A 19,658-nucleotide genomic window follows, 5' to 3' on the forward strand; every position below is an offset into this window, starting at 1 on the left:
CGCTCGGCCAGCGCGCTGTTGATCAGGGATTTCTTCTGCGGGAACATCAGCAGGGTCGGCTTCACGTCCGCGCCCGGGAACAGAAAATCCCGGTCGGCGGCGCCACGGGAGATCTGCAGATAGATCAGCCCCTCGGTGAGGTCGTTCCGCTTCACCAGCTCGCGGTGGATTTCGAGCAGTTCCTCATCGGTCGCAGGGGACGGCAGCTTCAGCTCCGCCAGGGACCGGCGCAGGCGCGTCATATGGCCTTCATATTCGACCAGCTTGCCGTCGAGAACCGATGTCACCTCATAGACGGCATCGCCGAACAGGGATCCGCGATCGAAGATCGAGATCTGGGCCTCGTTCTCCGGAACATAGCTGCCGTTCACAAAGACAGTACGCATTCTATCAACCTCGAAAAACCGGCAACCTCAGGGAACCGGATGGCGGACCGGAAGCCGATCCTTGGATAATGAATCAGGCGGAGGATCTGCGCTTGCGCGCGGCCATCGTGCCTTTCGGCGAGGCCACCCTTGCCCACGGGGACGTCCCGGAGCCCCATCGGAGCCCGCGAGACCTCGACCATACACCGCAGCCGGGCTTCAAAACCAGCCCTGTTTGCACTGCAAAACGAACTCCCCGCGCGCTGTCCGGAGCCGGCCTTTTTCGACAAAAAATCGTAGTCCTCCGGCGGCACAGCCCCTAAGCTTGGAATGTCCGTTTCCGACGGCATCCGCTGCCAGCCCACCTGCCAGCCGGCGATGCCTGTTTTGATGTCGATGACGGCCTCAACCGAACGATCAGAAATTTTCTGGCGCGGGCGCGACGGAAAATCAGAGCCCGGACGTTAGAGCTTTATGTCCCGATTGTTTTGCCTGCGGTCCAAGCCTGTTCAGCCATCCGCCGGCAGATATCAATGTTCAGCCGATTGGTAGAGTGACCCCCTTGAATCGCAATGGAAAAACGACAGCAACACGACGTGTCGCGCTTGTTGCCCTGACAGGTCTGCTCGCGGCCTGCACGGTCGGCCCGGACTATTCGATACCGGCTCTGCCTGTTCCGGCAAGCTGGAGCGGAAAGGATAATGCGCATGCTGTCGCGGTTGCCGATCTAAAAGCCTCCACGGCGCCCGCCCTGTCCCGCTGGTGGCTGGCGCTCGACGACGCGACGCTGAACCGGCTGATCGAGATGGCGCGCGGGCAAAATCTTGACCTGGCGGCGGCGCAAGCAAAGATCCGCGAGGCCCGGGCAACCTACCGGCAAGTCGGCGGCGCATTGTCGCCGACGCTCGACGGCACCGGGGCGGCCAACCGCAGCCGGAGCAACGGGTCGGTCTCCTCGAATTTCCAGGCCGGGTTTGATGCGAGCTGGGAGCTGGATCTGTTCGGCGGCAAGCAGCGCCGGGTCGAAGCCGCTGCCTACAGCCTCGACGTGGCCCAGGAAGACCTGCGCGACACCATGCTGACGCTGATCGGCGATATCGCGTCGAACTATGTTTCCGCCCGCGGCTTCCGGGCCCGGATCGCACTTGCCCGGCGCACTGCCGGCTCCCTGCGCGAGACCGAGGATCTGACCCGCACCATGTTCCAGGCAGGCTCGACCTCCGGCGCGGACATGGCTAACGCCGCCGGTCAGGCAAGCAGCACAGAGGCCAATATCCCGACGCTGGAAGTTTCCTACGCCCAGGCGGTCCACCGGCTGAGCGTGCTGACCGGCCAGCCTCCGGCGGCACTGACCGGCATGATCGAAAACGACGCGCCGATCCCGACGCCCGTGAAGCCGGTTCCGGCAGGCGTCCCGGCGGATATCCTGCTGACCCGGCCGGATGTGCGCTCGGCCGAACGCCAGCTTGCCCAGTACACCGCCCTGATCGGCGAGGCCGAGGCAGCCCGCTATCCGAGCATCAGCCTGACCGGCAGCATCTCCACCTCCGGCTCCAGTATCGGCGATCTGGCAAAGGGCTCTTCCATCGGCTGGCTCATCGGCCCGTCCGTCAGCGTGCCGATCTTCAATGGCGGGCAACTCGCGGCCGCCGTCGACATTGCCGTCGCCCAGCGCGACCAGTTCGAGGCCGCCTTCCGCTCGACAGTCCTGACCGCGCTGGAAGATGTCGAGAATGCCATCGTCGCACTGGCTCAGGAGCGCATCCGCTATCGCTCCCTGACCGAGGCCGCGAATGCCTACCGGGACGCGACGCAACTGGCGCGGACACTCTACCAGGCTGGCTCAAGCAGCTTCCTCGACGTGCTCGATGCGGAACGCTCGCTCTATTCGGCGGAGGATTCCCTTCTTCAGAGCCAGGTGGCCATCGCCGCCGGCTACGTAACGCTCAACAAAGCGCTCGGCGGTGGCTGGGACGGTGTGGACGAGATCGAAAATCCCGCCGCCCCCCGCGACTGATGCGCACCAGAGATATGCAGGTCATCAACCGATCATGACACAGAAACCCTCCCGCAGACGCGGACGCCTCCTCCTCGCCCTCATCGTGCTGATCCTGATTGCAGGCGGCGGTTATTACGGCTGGACACGTCTCTCTCCGTCCAAGGAAGTCTCCTATGTGACGCGGCCGACGACGATCGGCAGCATCGAGGAGACCGTGCTCGCCAACGGCATCCTGAAGCCATCCACCCTGGTGGCGGTCGGTGCCCAGGCCTCCGGCCAGATCACGGCCCTGCATGTCGCCCTCGGCGATGAAGTCCGGGAGGGCGATCTGATCGCGGAGATCGACTCCGTGACCCAGACAAACGCGCTCCGGACATCCGAGGCCGCGCTTGCCAACGTGAAGGCGCAACTGGCCGAGAAGCAGGCGACCCTGACCCGGAACAATCTGACCCTGAAGCGGCAAAAATCCATGGTGGCGCAGCGCGCCGTGTCCCAGGCCGATTTCGAGACGGCGGAAGCGGATGTGCGCACCACCGAGGCGCAGATCGAGGCACTCAGGGCCGAGATCGTGGAAGCCGAAGTCGCTGTCGAAACCGCAGATGCCAATCTCGGATACACCAAGATCATCGCACCGACGGACGGCACCGTGCTGGCCGTGGTCAGCCAGGAAGGCCAGACCGTCAACGCCGCGCAATCGACGCCGACCATCATCGTTCTCGGCCAGCTCGACACCATGACGGTCCGGGCCGAGATCTCGGAAGCCGATGTCGTCCGGGTAGAGCCGGGACAGCCGGTCTATTTCACCATCCTCGGCGATCCGGAACGGCGTTACGACGCGGTCCTGCAGGCCATCGAGCCGGCCCCTGAATCCATCACGTCGGACAGCGCCATCACCACCTCATCCAGCAGCACCTCTTCGACGACGAGTTCCTCGGCGATCTATTATATCGGCACCTTCGACATTCCGAACGCGGAGCGCCGTCTCCGCACCTACATGACGGCGGAGGTGCATATCGTGCTGAACCAGGCGCTGGATGTGCTCACCATTCCGTCGGCCGCGCTCGGCCAGCGCAGCCGGGATGGGGGATACAGTGTCCGGGTGCTCGACGCGAAGGGCCAGATCGAGAACCGCCGGATTAAAACCGGCCTGAACGACAAGGTGACCGTTGAGGTGATCTCCGGCCTCGCCGAAGGCGAACGCGTGGTCGTCGGCCAATCCGGCGGCGGTGCCTCCGGCGAAAGCAAACGCGGCTTCCGGATGCGGTTCTAGAGACATGGCAGATCCCCTGATCCTGATCGAGAACCTGCGGCGCGCCTTTCCGTCCGGCGATGGCTATGTCGAGGCCCTGAAGGGCATCGACCTCACCATCAATTCCGGCGAGATGGTCGCGATTATCGGCGCGTCCGGTTCGGGCAAGTCGACGCTGATGAACATTCTCGGCTGCCTCGACAGGCCGACATCCGGCACCTACCGGGTCTCTGGTAAATCCACGGACGCGCTCGGCCCGGACGAGTTGGCGGCGCTCCGGCGCGAGCATTTCGGCTTCATCTTCCAGCGCTACAATCTGCTGGCCGAGCTGACGGCGGCGGGTAATGTCGAAATCCCGGCCATCTATGCCGGGCAGCGCAGCGCCGACCGGCTGGAGAAGGCGCACCAGTTGCTCGCCCGTCTCGGCATGGACGACCGCGCGGACCACCGGCCGGGTCAGCTGTCCGGCGGCCAGCAGCAACGGGTTTCGATTGCCCGCGCCCTGATGAACGACGCGGACGTGATCCTGGCGGATGAGCCGACCGGCGCGCTGGACAAGAAAAGCAGCGAGGAAGTACTGCGCATCCTGCACGAACTGCACGAGGACGGCCGCACAATCATCATCGTCACCCACGATCCGGATGTCGCCGCCCAGGCCGAACGCATCATCGAGATCAGCGACGGCGAGATCATCTCGGACCGGCAGACCCGCCCGGCAAAACAGATCACACCTGCCGAACATGCACCCAGCGGCTCGCCCGCATCCGCCTGGAAAGCGGCAATGGACAGGTTTTCCGAAGCCTTCCAGATGGCCCTGCTCGCCATGCGGGCGCACAAGCTGCGAACCTCCCTGACCATGCTCGGCATCGTCATCGGCATTGCGTCCGTGGTCTGCGTTCTCGCCCTTGGCGAGGGATCGCAACAGCAGGTGCTCGAAAACATCCGGCGTCTCGGCACCAACACGCTGGAGATTTTTCCCGGCAAGGATTTCGGCGATCTGCGCTCCGGCAAGATCAAAACGCTGGTGGTGAGCGACGCCGCCGAGCTGGAAAAGCAGTATTTTGCCGCGGCGGTCACGCCAACGGTCTCCACCTCGGGAACCACGCGGTTCGGATCGGTTGAAGCCAATGCCCAGATCAGCGGCGTGGGCGAGCAATATTTCGCGGCGAAGGCAACGGAACTGGTCGAGGGCAGGCTGCTGGATACGGACAGCATCCTCTTCCGCACCCAGGAAGCCGTGATCGACGAGAACACCCGGAACACGCTGTTCCCCGGCACGCCGGAGGCAGCCGTCGGCAGCGTCATCTTCGTCGATGCGGTGCCGTGCCGGGTGATCGGCATCGTCTCTTCCAGCCAGAGCAGCTTCGGCGGACGGCAGAACCTGTCCGTCTACCTGCCCTACACCACCGTGCAGAGCCGTTTCCTCGGCAGCACGTCCCTGCGCAGCATCATCCTGCGCGTGGACGAAAGTACGGATATGAGTATCGCCGAGCAGGCCGTCACGGACACGCTGACCCAGCGGCACGGAACGAAGGACTTCTTCATCGTCAACACGGACGAGATCCGCCAGAGCATCACCAGCACCACGCAGACCATGGCCCTGCTGATCTCGGCCATTGCGCTGATTTCGCTCGCCGTCGGCGGCATCGGGGTGATGAACATCATGCTGGTCTCGGTCTCGGAGAGGATCACCGAGATCGGCGTGCGCATGGCGGTCGGTGCCCGCCAGGGGGATATCCTGCAGCAATTCCTGATCGAAGCCGTACTGGTCTGCCTGATCAGCGGCGTTCTCGGCATTCTTGCCGCCCTCGGCTTCGGCGCTGCCTTCAGCATGCTCGGGTCGAGCTTCACGCTGGTCTATTCAAATACCGCGATCATCTCCGCGGTAATCTGCGCCACCCTGATCGGGGTCGTCTTCGGGTACCTGCCCGCGCGCAATGCCTCCAGGCTCGATCCATCGGAGGTTCTGTCCGGGAGCTGACAGCGCCCCGTTTCCTGGTCCTTCAGTTCACCAATGCATTGCGGAATGCTCTGACAGGAAACCTCATTTGAAGGTATATCTGAACGTGCGTTCCTTTACGGCTTTTTAACCAAAAGTTCACCTCATCATGTAAGGTTCTCATGAAGAGGCGCATCACTGTCGCCTGTACGGTTTCCGCAGAATGACGAAACCGTCACACGGGAGCTAATGGATGACGATTAATACTCTTGTGAAGAAACACTCGGGAATCGCCACCGTCGTCATACTCGCGACCGCCAGCATCGCAGCCTTGCTGTTTCTCGGCATACAGGCCGCAAACCAGTTCAACGCCACGGAAGAATCCTGGCATCGCTACAATGATCAGACACGGGATGTCTCCGGCAGCCTGAACGCTCTTCAGCGTCATCTCGGCTATGGCGGCTTCATTCACAACTTCAAGAACTTCATCCTGCGGCGTGAGCCGATTTATCTTGAGCATATTGAAAAGAGTGCGGCGGACGCCTTCACCGAGATCGCTGTACTGCAAGCCGTTCTCCCGTCCACTGAAGAGCAAAACCTGCTGCAGGCAGTCCGGCTGACGATCAATGATTACCTGACGAAGAAAGACGAGGCGCTCAGCCAGCTCGACACACTGAGCGCCAGAGATCTGGATGCCCTGGTACGCGTGGACGACTCCCCCGCGCTTGCAGCCCTGCAAAGGCTTCAGAAGCTCAACGAGAAGCGCAGCTTCCAGCAGGAAATCGACGCTCAGGCGACTTTCGACTCTGCGATGCGCACCCTGACACAGGGGTCCTTCATCGTTATCTTCATTTTGGCCGGTGCCTCCGGGATTATCATCCTGCTGATCAGGGCGGCGCGGACCAACGCGCGCCTGAACGCATCCCTCGCCTATATCGAACAGCTGTACAACGAATCTCCGAATGCATTGGTCAGCGTCGACAGCACCGGCCATATTTTCCAGATCAACCGGCAAACGGAACGGCTGCTTGGCTATTCAATCGCGGAGTTGGCCGGGCGCAGTGTGCAATCCCTGATCCCCGAACAGTTTGCAGAAAGCCGCCATACCCTTGGAGAAAAGCTCACTCTCGATGCACAGGATGCATCACCCGAAAGCAGCGGCATGCAACTGGTTGCCCGGCGCAATGATGGCCTGGAAATCCAGATTCACATGCGGATACGGGTGGCCGTTGGTGCCAGTGAGGCCTTTTTTCTGCTGGCCCTGATCGACATCACGGAAATCGCCAACCTGCACAAGGAACTGCATATCGCCCGCCAGAACGCGGAAGCCGCCAGTGAAGCCAAATCACGGTTTCTCACGTCCATGTCGCACGAGATCCGGACCCCCTTGAACGGCATCCTCGGCCTGCTGCAACTGATAGACAAGAATGAAGTCACCCCGGAGATCGCCCAGAAACTGGCCATCGCCAAGGAATCCGGGCTATTTCTGCTGACCCTGATCAACCAGGTACTGGATTTCGCCCGGATCGAGGCAGGGCAGATAACCCTCTCCAAGGAACGCTTCTCCCTGCCGGCCATGATGGATGCGATGGAGTCGATGTTCCGTATCCGGGCGGAAATGAAAGGCCTCAGCTTCCACAGCGATGTGATGGGCGAGAGCGAGACTTTCCTTTACGGGGATTATGACCATATCCGGCAAATCCTGTTCAATCTGATCGGTAATGCGGTCAAGTTCACGGAAACCGGGGGGATCAGCCTGCTTGCCCGCTGCCAGCTTCTCGAAGACGGCAAGACCTGCCGTATTTCATTCAAAGTGTCCGACACCGGCCCGGGGATTGCCGAAGAGGATATCGACAGCATCTTCGAGGAATTCAAACAGACCGATGTCGGAATCCGCCACGGCGGCGGCACCGGGCTTGGCCTGAATATTTCCAAACGGATTGCCGATGCCATCGGGGCCGATTTCGGCGTCGAAAGCACAGTCGGCACGGGCACGACGTTCCTGCTGTCCGTTGATGCGGAAATCGCCGAAAACCAGCATGTTATCGACGAAGATGTTGAGGTTTCGACCACGCCGCCCCTGCGGATCCTCGTCGCCGAAGACAATGACATCAATCAAATGATCACCCAGGCCATGCTGGAGCGGGACGGGCATACCGTCACGATTGCACGCGACGGGGAAATCGCGCTGAATTTTGTCCGCAAGGATCCTGAAGCCTACGACCTTATCCTCATGGATGTGCAGATGCCGAACATGGACGGTGTGCAAGCCACGGTCTCCATCCGGCAATTCGCCCGCGACACGGAGAAATTGCCCATCGTCGGGCTGACCGCCAACGCCTTTCAGGATCAAAAAGACGAGTACATAAACGCCGGCATGCAATATGTGCTGACAAAGCCGCTCGACATTGCGGATCTCCGGTTCGCGCTCGGAAAATACGCAGCGCAACAAGCGCGTGAGCAGGCAGACGGCACCCTGACACAGACTGAAGGATCAACAGGGCAAATTCAGAGCGCCCGCTCAAATCCCGCCGGAGAATATTTCGACCGGGAATTTCTGGAAACACTCAAGCTCTCGATGCCGCCAGAAAGACTTCAGATGCATACCGAGGATGCCAGAAAACGGTCAGACACCCTCATTACGTCCCTCAAGAATGCGGGGGACGACATTGAGAAAACCCGCACTATTGCCCATGAATTAACCGGTATGCTCGGGAATTTTGGCTTCAAGCTTGCCCGCACCGAAGCGGAAAATTTCAAGGAGGCCGTCAGTGCCGGAACCGCGGCCCCCGAAAGAATCGGCACACTGGAACACCTGCTGGAGACCAGTTGGCGTCTTCTGGAAGAAGAGATAAAAGAGCCTTAAAAGCCGGGTTCACGACTGCCTGAATGTTTTCATCGCTTCAAGCGCCGTGCGTGTTTTTTCCAATGTTACCGGCTTGTCGAAAGCTTTCAGCGCTCCCAACCCCTCCGCCATTGACGGGAAATCCATGTCGAACCGCGCCTTTGCTTCGGTGAACACCACCGTCGGCAGGATAGCGTTGTTCTTGACCATCCAGTTCAGGACCTCAAACCCGTCGCCTTCCGGCATCAGAATATCGAGAAATATGCCCTCGAAGGATCGCGACTGAATCAATTTGATCGCTTCCCCCCCGTTTTCCGCTTCCTCATAGCTTTGCCCGAGAGTTTTCAGGAACTCCCCGATCAGTGCCCGCGTCGGCTGATTATCATCAACGACCAAAAAGAGGTCAGTCATCACACACCTTTTAGAAAGCTCTATTTTTAAAATATATTTATATTCAACATAGTACACTAGGACCACCGGCATGGGCGAGCCGTAAAAAGCACCAGCCAATGAAAAGTCGCTCTGTACCTCACGCGAGAAAAAGCTCCCCGCGACGACCGCCCCCTCAGCCCAATAAAAAAACGCGCCGCTTCATCAGCGGCGCGTCCTTCCCGACCGGGTCTATAAAGCCCCGGCATCAAGTCTCTTCTTAGCTACCCTCGCCAAGATTATCCCAGCTCCGCTCCAGCGTACGCATGGCGGAATTGAAGCGTTTCTTGGCCTTGTCATAGCCCTCGGCCGAGGCATGCTCCACGCCCGACCAGGCAGTCTTCACATTCGCCCAGGCGATTTGCAGGTTTTCGGCGGCGACGTCGGCAGTGTTATCCGCCACATCGCTTGCCTTCTCGGCCTTGCGCTCGGTCCAGTCGGCAATTTGATGCCCCCATTTCTCGACGGTTTTCGCCATCTCGGCGCGCTGCGCATCCAGTTCGTCAAGAGTCATGGTCGGCTCGGACTGCGTGCTGGAACCCGACTGGCTGCCGGCTCCCGCCAGAGCCATCGGAGCGGCAAGCGCCAGGGCGGCACCAAGGCTCGTCGTGGTCAAGATCTTTCGGAAAGTCATGCGTTTCATAGTGTCCTCCATTTGGCCGGTCATCCGTCACACCCGGTAGCGGATCGCCCCGTTCTGAATGGAAAACGTCTTCTCCACGAAATGGTTCCCGGGCATCTCTCTCCGAGTTCTTGACTTCAAGCTCCCGGCCTCAAGTCCCAGCCCCCCCCTTATAAGGTGCCTCTTTAAAAGACGCCGACGGCTACAGGACGCGGAGACCTCTCAAACGCCTCCCTCCAAAACGCGCCGGAAAGAAATGCATGGAACGAATTCGGTCCCGCGCCGTTCATCAATGGCACATCGCAACAAACGCCGATCCGAAACGGACACGGCATGCAGATGCCCTCACACGGCACCATTACCGACCGCAAAGGAGAATTCGATGTCTGACCTTAACCGCAAAACCACGGCTCGCACCGCCCGCCCGCGTATCGCCGCCCTGCTGGCTCTCGCCATGCTTGGCGCCACGGGTCTCGCCGCCTGCGATTCAGAAGGACCGGCCGAACAGCTCGGTGAGAACATCGATAATGCCGTCGAAGAAACCGGCGACAAAATCGAAGACGCAACAGACAAATAAAATATCTTCAGAAAAAAATGGAACCATCCCCGGAGCGCCACGTTGTTAAGGCAAGACATCCGGGGGTGGTCACTGAATTTCTGAACACCCCCATCAAACAAAATGGTTTTCAAAAGCTCTTTTTATTAAGAGCCGCCCAACGAACAGAGGACGTCATGAAAAAATACCTGCTGAGTACTATCCCCGTCGCCTTTCTTGCTGTTGTTCCGGCCAAAGTCGACGCCGCGATTTTCTTCGACAATGTAGAGCAGATCCGGACCATGGCGCCGACCGGCACCGACTTCAATTCCGGCCTGGTGCGTGAGTACAAGCAGCTCACCATCTTCGAAGCCGACGAGATGTATGACTGGATCGACGCCGAGAACCACGCCACCAAGGGCGTCATGGCAGCCAACGGGCAGACCCCGATGCCGTCCGACCCGGCTGAATGGGCGATCGAGGACCCGGCCAAGCTGCAGGAACTGGAACTCGGCCGGTCCAGCATGATGGCCCTGTTCAATAAGGGCGCCCGTACTGTTGCACCGCTCGAAGCGGCGCATGCTCAGGCCAAGTATGATTGCTGGGTCGAGCAGCAGGAAGAAGGCCATCAGCCGATGCATATCGCTGCCTGCAAGGGCGAGTTCGAAAGCGCGCTGGCCGGTCTTCGCACCGCGATGGAGCCGAAAAAGGTTGAGGCCACGCCGAAGGAAACCGAGATGGACGTCGTGTCCGTCGTTGAGGAAGTTGCCCGGGAGACCGTTTACTTCCCCTTCGATCAGGCCGTCATCGAGCCGACCGAACAGGCCAAACTCGACAAGTTCGTCGCTGAAATGAAGAACATTCAGCCGGTTGTGACGCTCTATATTGAAGGCCATGCGGATACGTCCGGTCCGGCCGACTACAACCTAGCGCTGTCTGCCAGCCGTGCGGACTCGGTTCGTACCGAACTGATGCGCCAGGGCATGACCATCGGCGACTATGAGCAGCTTCAGGTCGAGCCGGAAGGCGAACGTAACCCGGCCGTTGCTACCGGTGACGGTGTCCGCGAGCGTCTGAACCGCCGTGTGATCGTCGTGGCCCGTGGCCAGGTGACCAAATCCAAGAAGGTTTCCGTCACCACCCAGTAAAGCCTACGAAAAACAATAATAGCCGACACACCTCACCGCCTCCGGTCTCTCGACCGGGGGCGGTTTTCTTTGTGCCCTGCTGGAGCCCGCCCGGATGCTTGTTCCGGAGATCCGTCGAGATCGAGCTGTCCCATCCTTCATCCCCTCCCCCGCATCACCACCCCGGTCAAACGCAACAAGCCGGCATCGCTGCCGGCTTGTATCGATCAGGGAAAGGGGGAGCATCCTCTTGCGAGCCCCTCTGGTACTGAGGATGGGGTGTTTTACGGTTTAAGCACCTTAAGAGCGCCCGGATGGATCTGCAGCTCGACGGTTTCCTTCAGGGAAATCAGCTCGCCATCGATCGTGGCATGCTTGCCACGCTTCAGGCGGGGAAAATGCAAAACGACAGACCGTGCCGGATGCATGTCGAAATCCTCGTTCCGGCGCCATTCTCCTACCGCCAGATCCGCAATCAGTCTCAGATTGGCCCCGGGGGAGAGGACCGGCGCGCGGCCGACGCCAAGCACGCCGCCCTCCACCGTATCCGGATACGGCATGTGACTTTCGCCATAAAGATTGTTGGCCACCACGACGAGGCTGTAGCGACCTTCTTCTTCATCACCTTCAGTGACGATACGCGCGTGAAAGGAAGGGGGACGCCGGAACATCGCCATAATGGCGCGCAGGCTCGCCAGCATCTTGCCCGCGCGCGAATAATAGTCCGCCGCGTTCCGGTCCCGGACAACGCGCGGCTGCATGCCGACGGAAAACTGATGCACAAAAACCTCGCCATTTGCGGTGGCGAGGTCACTACGGCTGATCGGGGCCTTGGCCAACGCCGTGGCCGCCATATCGAGATCAAGGGGAACGCCCAGCGTCCGGGCAAAGAGGTTCATCGTACCGGCGGGCAGGACCCCGAGGGTCTTGTCTGCTTGCCAGGCGATGCGGGCAGCGGCCGAAATGGTGCCGTCTCCGCCACCAGCGACGATGAGTTCCACCGCGCTGTCCGCGGCGGCGTCTTCCAGAGCTTCAATGAGATTCTTACCGGCAACCTGGCGGCATTCGAGAGACCGGCCGGCCTCTTCGAATGCCGCTGACAGCGTTTCCGCATAAGCGTCGAGATCAGTGGTTTTAAGTGTGCCGCCATCGCGGTTCAGAACAGCAACAGCACGCATGGACGCTCACCCCGAGCCGTTTGGAAGTCTGCCCGGTATCAGGCGACAAAAGCCGTACCCGACACCTGACCCACTTCAGGATCCGGACCGTAATCCTCGGCGCCGGATACCGAAAGTATTTCCTGCAGACGCTGGCGCGCCCGGTTTACCCGGCTCTTGATCGTCCCGGTCTTGCAACCGCAGATCGCCGCTGCTTCTTCATACGCAAAACCGGAAGCACCGACGAGAATCAACGCCTCGCGCTGATCGTCCGGCAGCGTCTCCAGCGCCCTGCGAAAATCGCGCATGTCGAGGGAGCCGTACTGAGCCGGGTGCACGGAGAGGCGTTCGGCGAAGTAGCCGTCGCTATCCTGGACCTCCCGGCCCTTCTTGCGCATCTGGCTGTAAAATTCGTTCCGCAGGATGGTGAAGAGCCAGGCCTTCATGTTGGTGCCGGGCGTAAAGCTTTCCTGCTTCGCCCAGGCTTTCATGATGGCGTCCTGCACCAGATCGTCCGCCCGGTCGGGGCTGCCGATCAGGGAAACGGCGAACGCACGCAGGTTCGGCAAATTCGAGACCATCTCGCGCTTGAAAGGAATTCCTTCTGCGGGGCCGCCTTCAACAGTACCGCCCCCTCCCGGTGCGACACTCATTCGGACGCTGCCTGGCCGGAGGCCTTTTCCGCCGCGTCGAGCTTTTCGAGCAGATCAAGAAAGCGATCGGGGATCTCCTCCTCGCGCACCGACTCATAAAGCTGATGCAGCTTGCTTGATATCCGCGCGTTCACGTCGTCCGCCTTTTGGGCGGGCGGGCGCCCCGACCCGGCGGTTTTCTGTGGTGGATTCAATGACATGTGGCACACTCTCGGGTTAGAGTTTTCGTTCAGTAACGGCTGGCGGTAAAAAAAGTTCCATCACCGGGGAACTTTTTTTTTCGACACGCGTTTAGCCTTCATCTTACGCCTGCTTTAGGCAACCTTGGAGTTTCAAGCTATGTCTCTGTCAAATCGTGTCGCATCCCATCTTCCGCCCCTGCGCCGCTATGGCCGGGCAGTGACCGGCTCCCAAACATCCGGTGACGCTTACGTTGCCGCGACGCTCGAAGCACTGATAGCTGATGTATCCTGTTTTCCAGAGACATCCAGTGATCGTGTCTCCCTATTTAAACTCTTCGCAACCTTATTCGGTTCCACGACAATTCCCGTAGAGCCCAACAATTCTCCCTATGCGTGGGAGGAACGTGCGGCGGCCAATCTCTCCGCGGTCCCGCCTACCGCGCGGCAGGCCTTCCTTCTGCTCGTGGTCGAGGGGTTCACGGAATCCGAGATCGCGGAAATTCTGTCGGTTGATAAATCTGAGGTTGGCGGACTGCTGGAACAGGCCTCCATCGAGATTTCCCGTCAGGTCGCGACAGACATCATGATCATTGAGGACGAGCCGCTGATCGCGATGGATATCGAACAGATGGTCGAAACCCTCGGCCACCGGGTCACCGGTATCGCCCGCACCCACAAGGAAGCGGTCAAACTGTTCGACGAAACGAAACCGAAGATGATCCTGGCCGACATCCAGCTCGCCGACGGCAGTTCCGGGATCGACGCCGTTAACGAGATCCTGAAATCGAACAGTAACATTCCGGTGATCTTCATCACCGCCTTCCCGGAACGCTTCCTGACCGGAGAACGCCCGGAGCCAGCCTTCCTGGTGACAAAGCCGTTCAACCCGGACATGGTCAAGGCCCTGATCAGTCAGGCTCTTTTCTTCATGGAAAAAGTTCCTGAAGCAGCATGACCCCCTCCATTTGATGCTTTTGATGGAACATATGGAGGCACCGCACGTTGTTCTTCCCGAATCAAACGGGAGACAACCATGCTTGGCTATGCACTGTTATTTTTCATCGTCGCCATTATCGCCGGCGTCCTCGGTTTTACCGGGATCGCCGGCGCGAGTGCCGGAATCGCGAAAATCCTGTTCGTCATATTCCTGGTTCTGTTTGCAATATCCATGGTCTTCCGCCTGTTCCGAAGGGTTTAGGCGCCCCATGTTCACTCCTTCAGGCAGCCCGGACGGCGGAAACCGCCATCCGGCTGCCGGAGGGAAAAGACAGGTACGGAGGGAGTTATCGTGACGCTGCCAGTCGAACAGCTGACTTGGCAAAAGGGCGGGCAGAATGAGGCAGAGCTTAACGAGCACCTCGTGCGCGCCCTTATCCGCTCAGGCGTTTGCGTAACCCTTCAAGACGCATCCCTCGACTATATCTTCATCGCGAACCTGCCGGATTGCTGGTCGGTCCTGCCCGCACAATCCCCCCGCGACCAGGATATGTTCGGACCCGAAATCGGTGCGGACCTGACAAGCCTGAAAACCGATGCCATCACGCGCCTGGAAAACCAGAAGCAGGAAATGGTCGTCGGCCAGAACCAATTTTTCGAATTCAACGTCGAATTGCTTGTCCCGACACATAATCCCGCCCTCGTCATGACCACGATCATCGACCTTACGGAGGAGAGGCGCCGGGAGCGGACACTGAAGGCATTGCTGCGCGAGCTGAGTCATCGCAGCAAAAATCTACTCGCCATTATTCAAAGCATCGCCACCCAAACAGCACGGCATTCGGGAACGCTGGACAGCTTTCTGTCGAAATTCCGGGGGCGGCTCTATTCCCTGTCCCAGTCACAGGACCTGATAACGGATTCCAGCTGGACCGGCGCACGGTTTCGCGATCTCGCGACACAGCAAATCGAAAAATACGTCACCGAGGATCATTCCGGCATCACCCTTGAAGGCGACAATCCCTGGCTCTCTCCCAATGAGGCGTTGCATGTCGGCCTGGCGTTGCATGAACTGGTGGTGAACGCCGCCAGCCACAGCGGGGCCGCGCAGGCCACGGCTCCTGTCGAGCTGACATGCACGAACAGACAGCAGGATAACCGGCAGCAGATCGAGATCTGCTGGAACGAGACACGGCCGGAAAGTCCGGCCTCGCACGCCGAGGCTGAGCCGCACAATGGCCGGTTCGGCAGCATCGTTCTGGAACGCGTCGTCCCGAACGCCGTGGACGGCACGGCAAATTACCGTATTGCCCCCGATCACGTGACCTATAATCTCACCTTCACACAGGAAAACCCCTCATAAAAGACGTCGGCGCCGCCCGGGGAAAGGCAGCGCCGACAGATGACTCTCGGATATAAATCCGATTTTGTTCTGCAGCCTTTTTGGGGGAATGCGTCGTCGGACGCCTGCTGCAGATACATGTAAAACGTCTTCGGGCAAAAAAAGTTCCCGCCGGATAATCCGAATATTTAAATTTTCCGCGCCACACCGCACCGCACGGCCGATTCTGAACGCCATGACGGCCAGCTTGCGAGAAGGCAAAGCCGCGGCAAGTTTTGGGCAAAATGAACAAAAATCTGTCCGCGCACCCCATATTCCGTACTTAATTTGCCAATATATTTCCCTACCGAACATTGAGCGGTTCGCCGGAACACACCCTGAACAGGGATTCAGGCAGGACAGGGCGCGGCTAGAGGGCTGAAGCCCCCTCTGCAGAAGCCTTTATCTTGAATTGGAAATATTGCCGGGCGGTTCATTTACGATTATTAAACCGCTCGGGAGATCGGAAAATCCTTGAATAGATATTTGCCTGCATTCGCCTTTCTTGCAGTTGCGGCCGTCGGCGCTGCCATGACGGTTGTCGTCTATCGTGCCGAGGATGTGAGCACGCGCCTGAATTTCGAGCGCGTCGCCGACAAGGCCGTCGGGCGTATAGATGACCGGATCACCCGGTATCTGACGCTCCTGCAGGCCACGAACGCCTTCTTCACGGCACGCGATGGTGTTGTCACCAAAGCCGAGATGCGGGACTTCGTCACTGCGCTCGATCTGAAAAACCGGTTTGGCGGCCTTCTGGGCCTCGGCCTGGCAAAATTGATCGATGCCGGTGCGGAAACCCGGATCGAGGACGAGCTGAGTGACCGCTATGGCGGTGAGCGTCCCGTGTGGCCGGAAACCAGGGTTAAGCGCAGAACACCGATCGTTCTGCTTGAGCCGCTTGATCGCGCCAATGAAGCAGCGCTCGGCTACGATATGTTCAGCGAGCCCGTGCGGCGGGCCGCAATGCAACGGGCCCTTGATACGGGGAGCGGTGCGGCCAGTGGCCCTGTCGATCTCGTGCAAGAGGTCACCGGCGAAAAGCAGGGCGGCTTCCTCTATTACCTGCCCTTTCCCGACCAGCTGGCGATGTCCCATCGTGCATCCGGGGCCGAGCCGCCGACCGTCGAAGGCTTTATCTACGCGCCTTTCGTTGCCGCGGACATTCATCGCGAAGCTCTTGTCGGCGCCTCCTACCTGCCGCTTGTCCTTGAGACCCGCGACACGACCGACGGCGACGATACGCTGCTGTTCCAATCAAATCATTTCGCGGAAGTTTCCGAGACAAGCAGCTTCACGGTGACCCGGGATCTGGATGTCGGCGGGCGGATCTGGTCGATCACCGCTCACGAAACACAGGAATTCCTGAACCCCTCCCTCTATTGGCGCACCGGCTTGCTGACGATCTCGACGATCCTGCTTGCCATCGCGGCGGCGGTGCTGGTGCGCCAGCAACTGAAGGCCGTTCAGTCAGCCCGGGACATTCAGGCCATGACGGAACGAACCGTCGCGGAAAAGAATCTTCTGCTGCAGGAAACCAAGCACCGGATCAAGAATTCCATCGCCCGCATTCTTGCCATGGCCCGCCAGACGGCCATCCATTCGAACACTCTGGAAGAGTTCAGCACATCCTTTGAAGCCCGTATGCAGGCCATGGCCAACGCCCAGGACATGCTGACCGAATCCAGCTGGCGCCGCGCGGCACTGCGGGATCTGTTGCAGGCCGAGCTGAATCAGGTCTTTGGCGACCGCATTCCCGAAGAAGCACTGGACGGCCCGAATGTGGAATTCGGCGAAACCGCCGCTCAGGCTCTCGGCCTGACATTCCACGAGCTTGCAACGAATGCGATGAAGTATGGCGGCGTGGCAGAAGAAGGCGGCACATTGTCCGTCACCTGGCAGCACGCAGGAGACGGGGACCAGATCATCATTGACTGGGTTGAACGGCGGCCGTCCGGCGCCAGCAGCGCGGAGCCGGAAAGCGGGGCCGACACGCCCCCCGGTGAGGAAAGCAGCACACCTTCCTCGGGCTTTGGCACCCGGCTGATCGACGCCAGCATCCGGCTTGAGCTTAACGGCAGCATTGAGCGCAGCTTCGATGCCAGCGAAACCCGGATCTCGATCAGCATCCCGCTGAACGGCACGGACGATGAGGCGGAGCAGAGTTAGCCGTTACCGTAACCGCTCCCGGCTTTCTTGTAGTCCCCGCGCGGCGGGCTGAAGACGTCGATCACAAAACAGCCTTCCGGGCCAGCCTTCAGACCATGCACGATATTGCCCGGCGTACACCAGAAATCGCCGGCCTTCACATGATGCTCGACGCCGTCCTGGGTACGCACACCGCTGCCCTCAAGCATGATGCCCCATTGCTCTTCCGGATGACTGTGCATCGATCCTTCCGCGTGCGGGTCGATGCGCACGATGGAAAACATCAGATTCTCACCGGGAAAAATCCGCGCCGTCAGTCCCTCGGCGAGGGTGCGGGCAATCCCCTGATCGAGATCGTGGATATTGTGAAAATGCGAGTCCGCCATCTCTGCTCTCCCTTGATCTGGTTGTTGCCGTCAGCATCGGCCAGACTGGGCATGCGGGACAAGCGCCCATCCCGCACAGCGGACAAAGAAAAAGCCCCGCATAAAGCGGGGCTCTGAGATGCCGAAGACAGGAGGTCCATGAACGGCACCCGATAAATCAGATCGCGAGATACTCCTGACGGAGTGCCTCATCATCCAGCACTTCTTGCGCGGTGCCGTCGAAAACGATCTGACCCATATCCAGGATCAGGGCCCTGTCAGCAAGCTTCAGGGCCGCAACCGCATTCTGTTCAACAATAATGGTGGTCATCCCCAGAGCCTTGATTTCCTGGAGAATTTTCTCGATTTCCTGAACGATGACCGGAGCCAGCCCTTCATAAGGCTCATCCAGGAGCAGCAACTTGATATCCCGGGCAAGGGCACGGGCGACAGCCAGCATCTGCTGCTCGCCGCCGGACATGGTGATGCCTTCCTGCTTGCGGCGTTCCGCCAGACGCGGGAAATGCTCGTACAGGCGTTCGATCTCCCAGCCTTTCGGGCCGTTGATCTGCGCCAGTTCCAGGTTTTCCTCGACCGTCAGCCCCGGAATGATCCGCCGGTCTTCCTGCACCAGCCCGACCCCGTTCTGGGCCGCCTGGAAATCCTTCATCTGGTGCAGCGGTTTGTGGTCGAGCCAGATTTCGCCGTGCATCAATTGCGGATTACCCGCGCGGGCAATGGTCCGCAGGGTCGAGGTCTTGCCCGCACCGTTACGGCCAAGCAAAGCCACGATCTCGCCCTCATGGATATTGAAGCTGACATCCTGGACGATGTAGCTCTCGCCATAATAGGCCTGCATGCCCCAGCACGAGAAATAAGCGGGCGGCGTTCCGACATTCTTGATCGGATTTTCCGGCTTTTGCAGCGACGCTTTGCCCGGCTGCTTGAGGAGAGTGTCGGCGCTCATAGATGGGCTCCCCCGAGATAGGCTTCCTGAACCCGTGGATCACCCTTGATCTGCTCCGGAGCGCCTTCGGCGATCACGGTGCCCTGGGCCATCACGGAAATCTTGTGGGCGAGGGAGAACACGACATGCATGTCATGCTCGATAACGATTTTGGTAATTCCCCGCTCCCCGATCTGCTTCAGCAGATCGATGGTTTTATTGGTGTCGGCACGGGACATGCCGGCCGTCGGCTCGTCAAGGAGCAGAAGTTTCGGGTCCTGCACCAGACACATGGCCAGCTCCAGCCGCCTCTTGTCTCCGCGAGAGAGAGAGTTTGCGATCATCTCCCGCTTGTCCAGCAGATCGACATCGCCAAGAAGTTGCTCGGCCCGGTCCCGCACCTCGGCGATTCCGTCGACACGGCTCCAGCCATTCAGCTTGAAGGACCCGTCCCGCCGCGCGAGCGTCGGGATCATGACATTTTCAAGCAAGCTGAGATCGCCGAAGATTTCCGGAGTCTGGAACACCCGGACAACACCGGTCTGGTTGATCTCGTGCGGCTGCTTGCCCAGCAGGGAGATACCGTTGAAATCAACGGTCCCCGTGTCCGGCGTAAGCCGCCCGACAAAACAGTTCAGCAAGGTAGACTTGCCGGCACCGTTCGGCCCGATGATCGCATGGACCGCGCCTTCCTCGACCGAAAGCTCAACATTGTTCAGGGCCTTGAGACCGGCGAAGCTCTTATTGACGTTTCTGACTTGAAGAATACTGCTCATCTTGCCC

General features: G+C 59.8%; 19 protein-coding genes. 10 read left to right on the forward strand and 9 right to left on the reverse strand.

Features of this window, described 5'->3' with window-relative positions:
• On the reverse strand, window positions 1–386 hold a 386-nt coding region (locus AAC126_RS14090; RefSeq protein ID WP_339854358.1), incomplete at its 3' end, for an aminotransferase class IV.
• A gap of 532 nt (window positions 387–918) precedes the next feature.
• On the opposite strand from AAC126_RS14090, the gene AAC126_RS14095 reads away from it, so the two are divergent.
• The 4 genes from AAC126_RS14095 (at window position 919) to AAC126_RS14110 (ending at window position 8,418) form a co-directional block, all read left to right on the forward strand.
• The gene (locus tag AAC126_RS14095) at window positions 919–2,382 is read left to right on the forward strand and encodes an efflux transporter outer membrane subunit (RefSeq protein WP_339854360.1); all 1,464 of its coding nucleotides are present in this window, start codon (window positions 919–921) and stop codon (window positions 2,380–2,382) included.
• 34 nt (window positions 2,383–2,416) lie between these two features.
• Window positions 2,417–3,634 (forward strand): efflux RND transporter periplasmic adaptor subunit, encoded by a 1,218-nt coding sequence (locus AAC126_RS14100; protein WP_339854361.1) that lies wholly within the window; start codon window positions 2,417–2,419, stop codon window positions 3,632–3,634.
• A 4-nt stretch (window positions 3,635–3,638) separates the two neighbouring features.
• A complete protein-coding gene (locus AAC126_RS14105) occupies window positions 3,639–5,594 on the forward strand; it encodes a MacB family efflux pump subunit (RefSeq protein ID WP_339854363.1) in 1,956 nt (651 codons plus the stop codon).
• A 211-nt stretch (window positions 5,595–5,805) separates the two neighbouring features.
• On the forward strand, window positions 5,806–8,418 hold the full coding sequence (locus AAC126_RS14110) for an ATP-binding protein (RefSeq protein ID WP_339854365.1): 2,613 nt from the start codon (window positions 5,806–5,808) through the stop codon (window positions 8,416–8,418).
• A gap of 9 nt (window positions 8,419–8,427) precedes the next feature.
• On the opposite strand, the gene AAC126_RS14115 is transcribed toward AAC126_RS14110, so the two are convergent.
• Window positions 8,428–8,907, reverse strand: a complete 480-nt coding sequence (locus AAC126_RS14115) for a response regulator (RefSeq protein ID WP_339854368.1) — start codon at window positions 8,905–8,907, stop codon at window positions 8,428–8,430.
• A 139-nt stretch (window positions 8,908–9,046) separates the two neighbouring features.
• Window positions 9,047–9,469: a hypothetical protein gene (locus AAC126_RS14120; RefSeq protein ID WP_339854370.1), complete on the reverse strand. Its 423-nt coding sequence runs from the start codon at window positions 9,467–9,469 to the stop codon at window positions 9,047–9,049.
• A 361-nt stretch (window positions 9,470–9,830) separates the two neighbouring features.
• Here AAC126_RS14120 and AAC126_RS14125 point away from each other — a divergent pair, with 361 nt between their 5' ends.
• A complete protein-coding gene (locus AAC126_RS14125) occupies window positions 9,831–10,025 on the forward strand; it encodes a hypothetical protein (RefSeq protein WP_339854372.1) in 195 nt (64 codons plus the stop codon).
• Between the two features lie 155 nt (window positions 10,026–10,180).
• A complete protein-coding gene (locus tag AAC126_RS14130; protein WP_339854374.1) occupies window positions 10,181–11,131 on the forward strand; it encodes an OmpA family protein in 951 nt (316 codons plus the stop codon).
• A 263-nt stretch (window positions 11,132–11,394) separates the two neighbouring features.
• Here the strand turns inward: AAC126_RS14130 and AAC126_RS14135 are convergent, their stop codons facing one another.
• Genes AAC126_RS14135 through AAC126_RS14145 form a run of 3 tightly spaced genes read right to left on the reverse strand, consistent with a single transcriptional unit; the run spans window position 11,395 to window position 13,120 of the window.
• Complete coding sequence (locus AAC126_RS14135) at window positions 11,395–12,288, reverse strand: diacylglycerol kinase family protein (RefSeq protein ID WP_339854375.1); 894 nt, start codon at window positions 12,286–12,288, stop codon at window positions 11,395–11,397.
• Between the two features lie 38 nt (window positions 12,289–12,326).
• Window positions 12,327–12,920 (reverse strand): RNA polymerase sigma factor, encoded by a 594-nt coding sequence (locus AAC126_RS14140; protein WP_339854377.1) that lies wholly within the window; start codon window positions 12,918–12,920, stop codon window positions 12,327–12,329.
• On the reverse strand, window positions 12,917–13,120 hold the full coding sequence (locus AAC126_RS14145; protein ID WP_339854379.1) for a NepR family anti-sigma factor: 204 nt from the start codon (window positions 13,118–13,120) through the stop codon (window positions 12,917–12,919). The genes AAC126_RS14140 and AAC126_RS14145 overlap by 4 nt, the downstream gene beginning before the upstream one ends.
• A 139-nt stretch (window positions 13,121–13,259) precedes the next feature.
• On the opposite strand from AAC126_RS14145, the gene AAC126_RS14150 reads away from it, so the two are divergent.
• From AAC126_RS14150 to AAC126_RS14165, 4 genes are all read left to right on the forward strand, one after another.
• Window positions 13,260–14,057, forward strand: coding sequence for a response regulator (locus tag AAC126_RS14150; protein WP_339854380.1), 798 nt, complete (start codon window positions 13,260–13,262; stop codon window positions 14,055–14,057).
• A gap of 78 nt (window positions 14,058–14,135) precedes the next feature.
• Window positions 14,136–14,300 carry a DUF1328 domain-containing protein gene (locus AAC126_RS14155; RefSeq protein ID WP_339854382.1) on the forward strand — a complete coding sequence of 55 codons (165 nt, stop codon included), beginning with the start codon at window positions 14,136–14,138 and terminating at the stop codon, window positions 14,298–14,300.
• Window positions 14,301–14,390: 90 nt separating this feature from the next.
• Entirely contained in the window at window positions 14,391–15,401 is a 1,011-nt protein-coding gene (locus AAC126_RS14160) for a sensor histidine kinase (RefSeq protein ID WP_339854383.1), read from the forward strand.
• A 492-nt stretch (window positions 15,402–15,893) separates the two neighbouring features.
• On the forward strand, window positions 15,894–17,585 hold the full coding sequence (locus AAC126_RS14165) for a CHASE domain-containing protein (RefSeq protein ID WP_339854386.1): 1,692 nt from the start codon (window positions 15,894–15,896) through the stop codon (window positions 17,583–17,585).
• Here the strand turns inward: AAC126_RS14165 and AAC126_RS14170 are convergent.
• The 3 genes from AAC126_RS14170 to AAC126_RS14180 all read right to left on the reverse strand — a co-directional run bounded on the left by AAC126_RS14170 (window position 17,582) and on the right by AAC126_RS14180 (window position 19,651).
• On the reverse strand, window positions 17,582–17,950 hold the full coding sequence (locus AAC126_RS14170; RefSeq protein ID WP_339854388.1) for a cupin domain-containing protein: 369 nt from the start codon (window positions 17,948–17,950) through the stop codon (window positions 17,582–17,584). The genes AAC126_RS14165 and AAC126_RS14170 overlap by 4 nt on opposite strands.
• 157 nt (window positions 17,951–18,107) lie before the next feature.
• Window positions 18,108–18,896, reverse strand: a complete 789-nt coding sequence (locus AAC126_RS14175) for an ABC transporter ATP-binding protein (RefSeq protein WP_339854390.1) — start codon at window positions 18,894–18,896, stop codon at window positions 18,108–18,110.
• Window positions 18,893–19,651 carry an ABC transporter ATP-binding protein gene (locus AAC126_RS14180; protein ID WP_339854392.1) on the reverse strand — a complete coding sequence of 253 codons (759 nt, stop codon included), beginning with the start codon at window positions 19,649–19,651 and terminating at the stop codon, window positions 18,893–18,895. Before AAC126_RS14180 ends, AAC126_RS14175 begins: the two co-directional genes overlap by 4 nt.
• Window positions 19,652–19,658: the final 7 nt, after the last annotated feature.

Source organism: uncultured Nisaea sp. (assembly GCF_963974195.1).
In the GTDB taxonomy this organism is placed as follows: domain Bacteria; phylum Pseudomonadota; class Alphaproteobacteria; order Thalassobaculales; family Thalassobaculaceae; genus Nisaea.

Bases quoted from the DNA above. Each gene is read 5' to 3' on its own strand.
- AAC126_RS14145 (WP_339854379.1), bottom strand. From the start codon at position 13,120: ATGTCATTGAATCCACCACAGAAAACCGCCGGGTCGGGGCGCCCGCCC.
- AAC126_RS14130 (WP_339854374.1), top strand. From the start codon at position 10,181: ATGAAAAAATACCTGCTGAGTACTATCCCCGTCGCCTTTCTTGCTGTT.
- AAC126_RS14170 (WP_339854388.1), bottom strand. From the start codon at position 17,950: ATGGCGGACTCGCATTTTCACAATATCCACGATCTCGATCAGGGGATT.
- AAC126_RS14105 (WP_339854363.1), top strand. From the start codon at position 3,639: ATGGCAGATCCCCTGATCCTGATCGAGAACCTGCGGCGCGCCTTTCCG.
- AAC126_RS14120 (WP_339854370.1), bottom strand. From the start codon at position 9,469: ATGAAACGCATGACTTTCCGAAAGATCTTGACCACGACGAGCCTTGGT.
- AAC126_RS14135 (WP_339854375.1), bottom strand. From the start codon at position 12,288: ATGCGTGCTGTTGCTGTTCTGAACCGCGATGGCGGCACACTTAAAACC.
- AAC126_RS14180 (WP_339854392.1), bottom strand. From the start codon at position 19,651: ATGAGCAGTATTCTTCAAGTCAGAAACGTCAATAAGAGCTTCGCCGGT.
- AAC126_RS14100 (WP_339854361.1), top strand. From the start codon at position 2,417: ATGACACAGAAACCCTCCCGCAGACGCGGACGCCTCCTCCTCGCCCTC.
- AAC126_RS14150 (WP_339854380.1), top strand. From the start codon at position 13,260: ATGTCTCTGTCAAATCGTGTCGCATCCCATCTTCCGCCCCTGCGCCGC.
- AAC126_RS14140 (WP_339854377.1), bottom strand. From the start codon at position 12,920: ATGAGTGTCGCACCGGGAGGGGGCGGTACTGTTGAAGGCGGCCCCGCA.
- AAC126_RS14125 (WP_339854372.1), top strand. From the start codon at position 9,831: ATGTCTGACCTTAACCGCAAAACCACGGCTCGCACCGCCCGCCCGCGT.
- AAC126_RS14110 (WP_339854365.1), top strand. From the start codon at position 5,806: ATGACGATTAATACTCTTGTGAAGAAACACTCGGGAATCGCCACCGTC.
- AAC126_RS14155 (WP_339854382.1), top strand. From the start codon at position 14,136: ATGCTTGGCTATGCACTGTTATTTTTCATCGTCGCCATTATCGCCGGC.
- AAC126_RS14175 (WP_339854390.1), bottom strand. From the start codon at position 18,896: ATGAGCGCCGACACTCTCCTCAAGCAGCCGGGCAAAGCGTCGCTGCAA.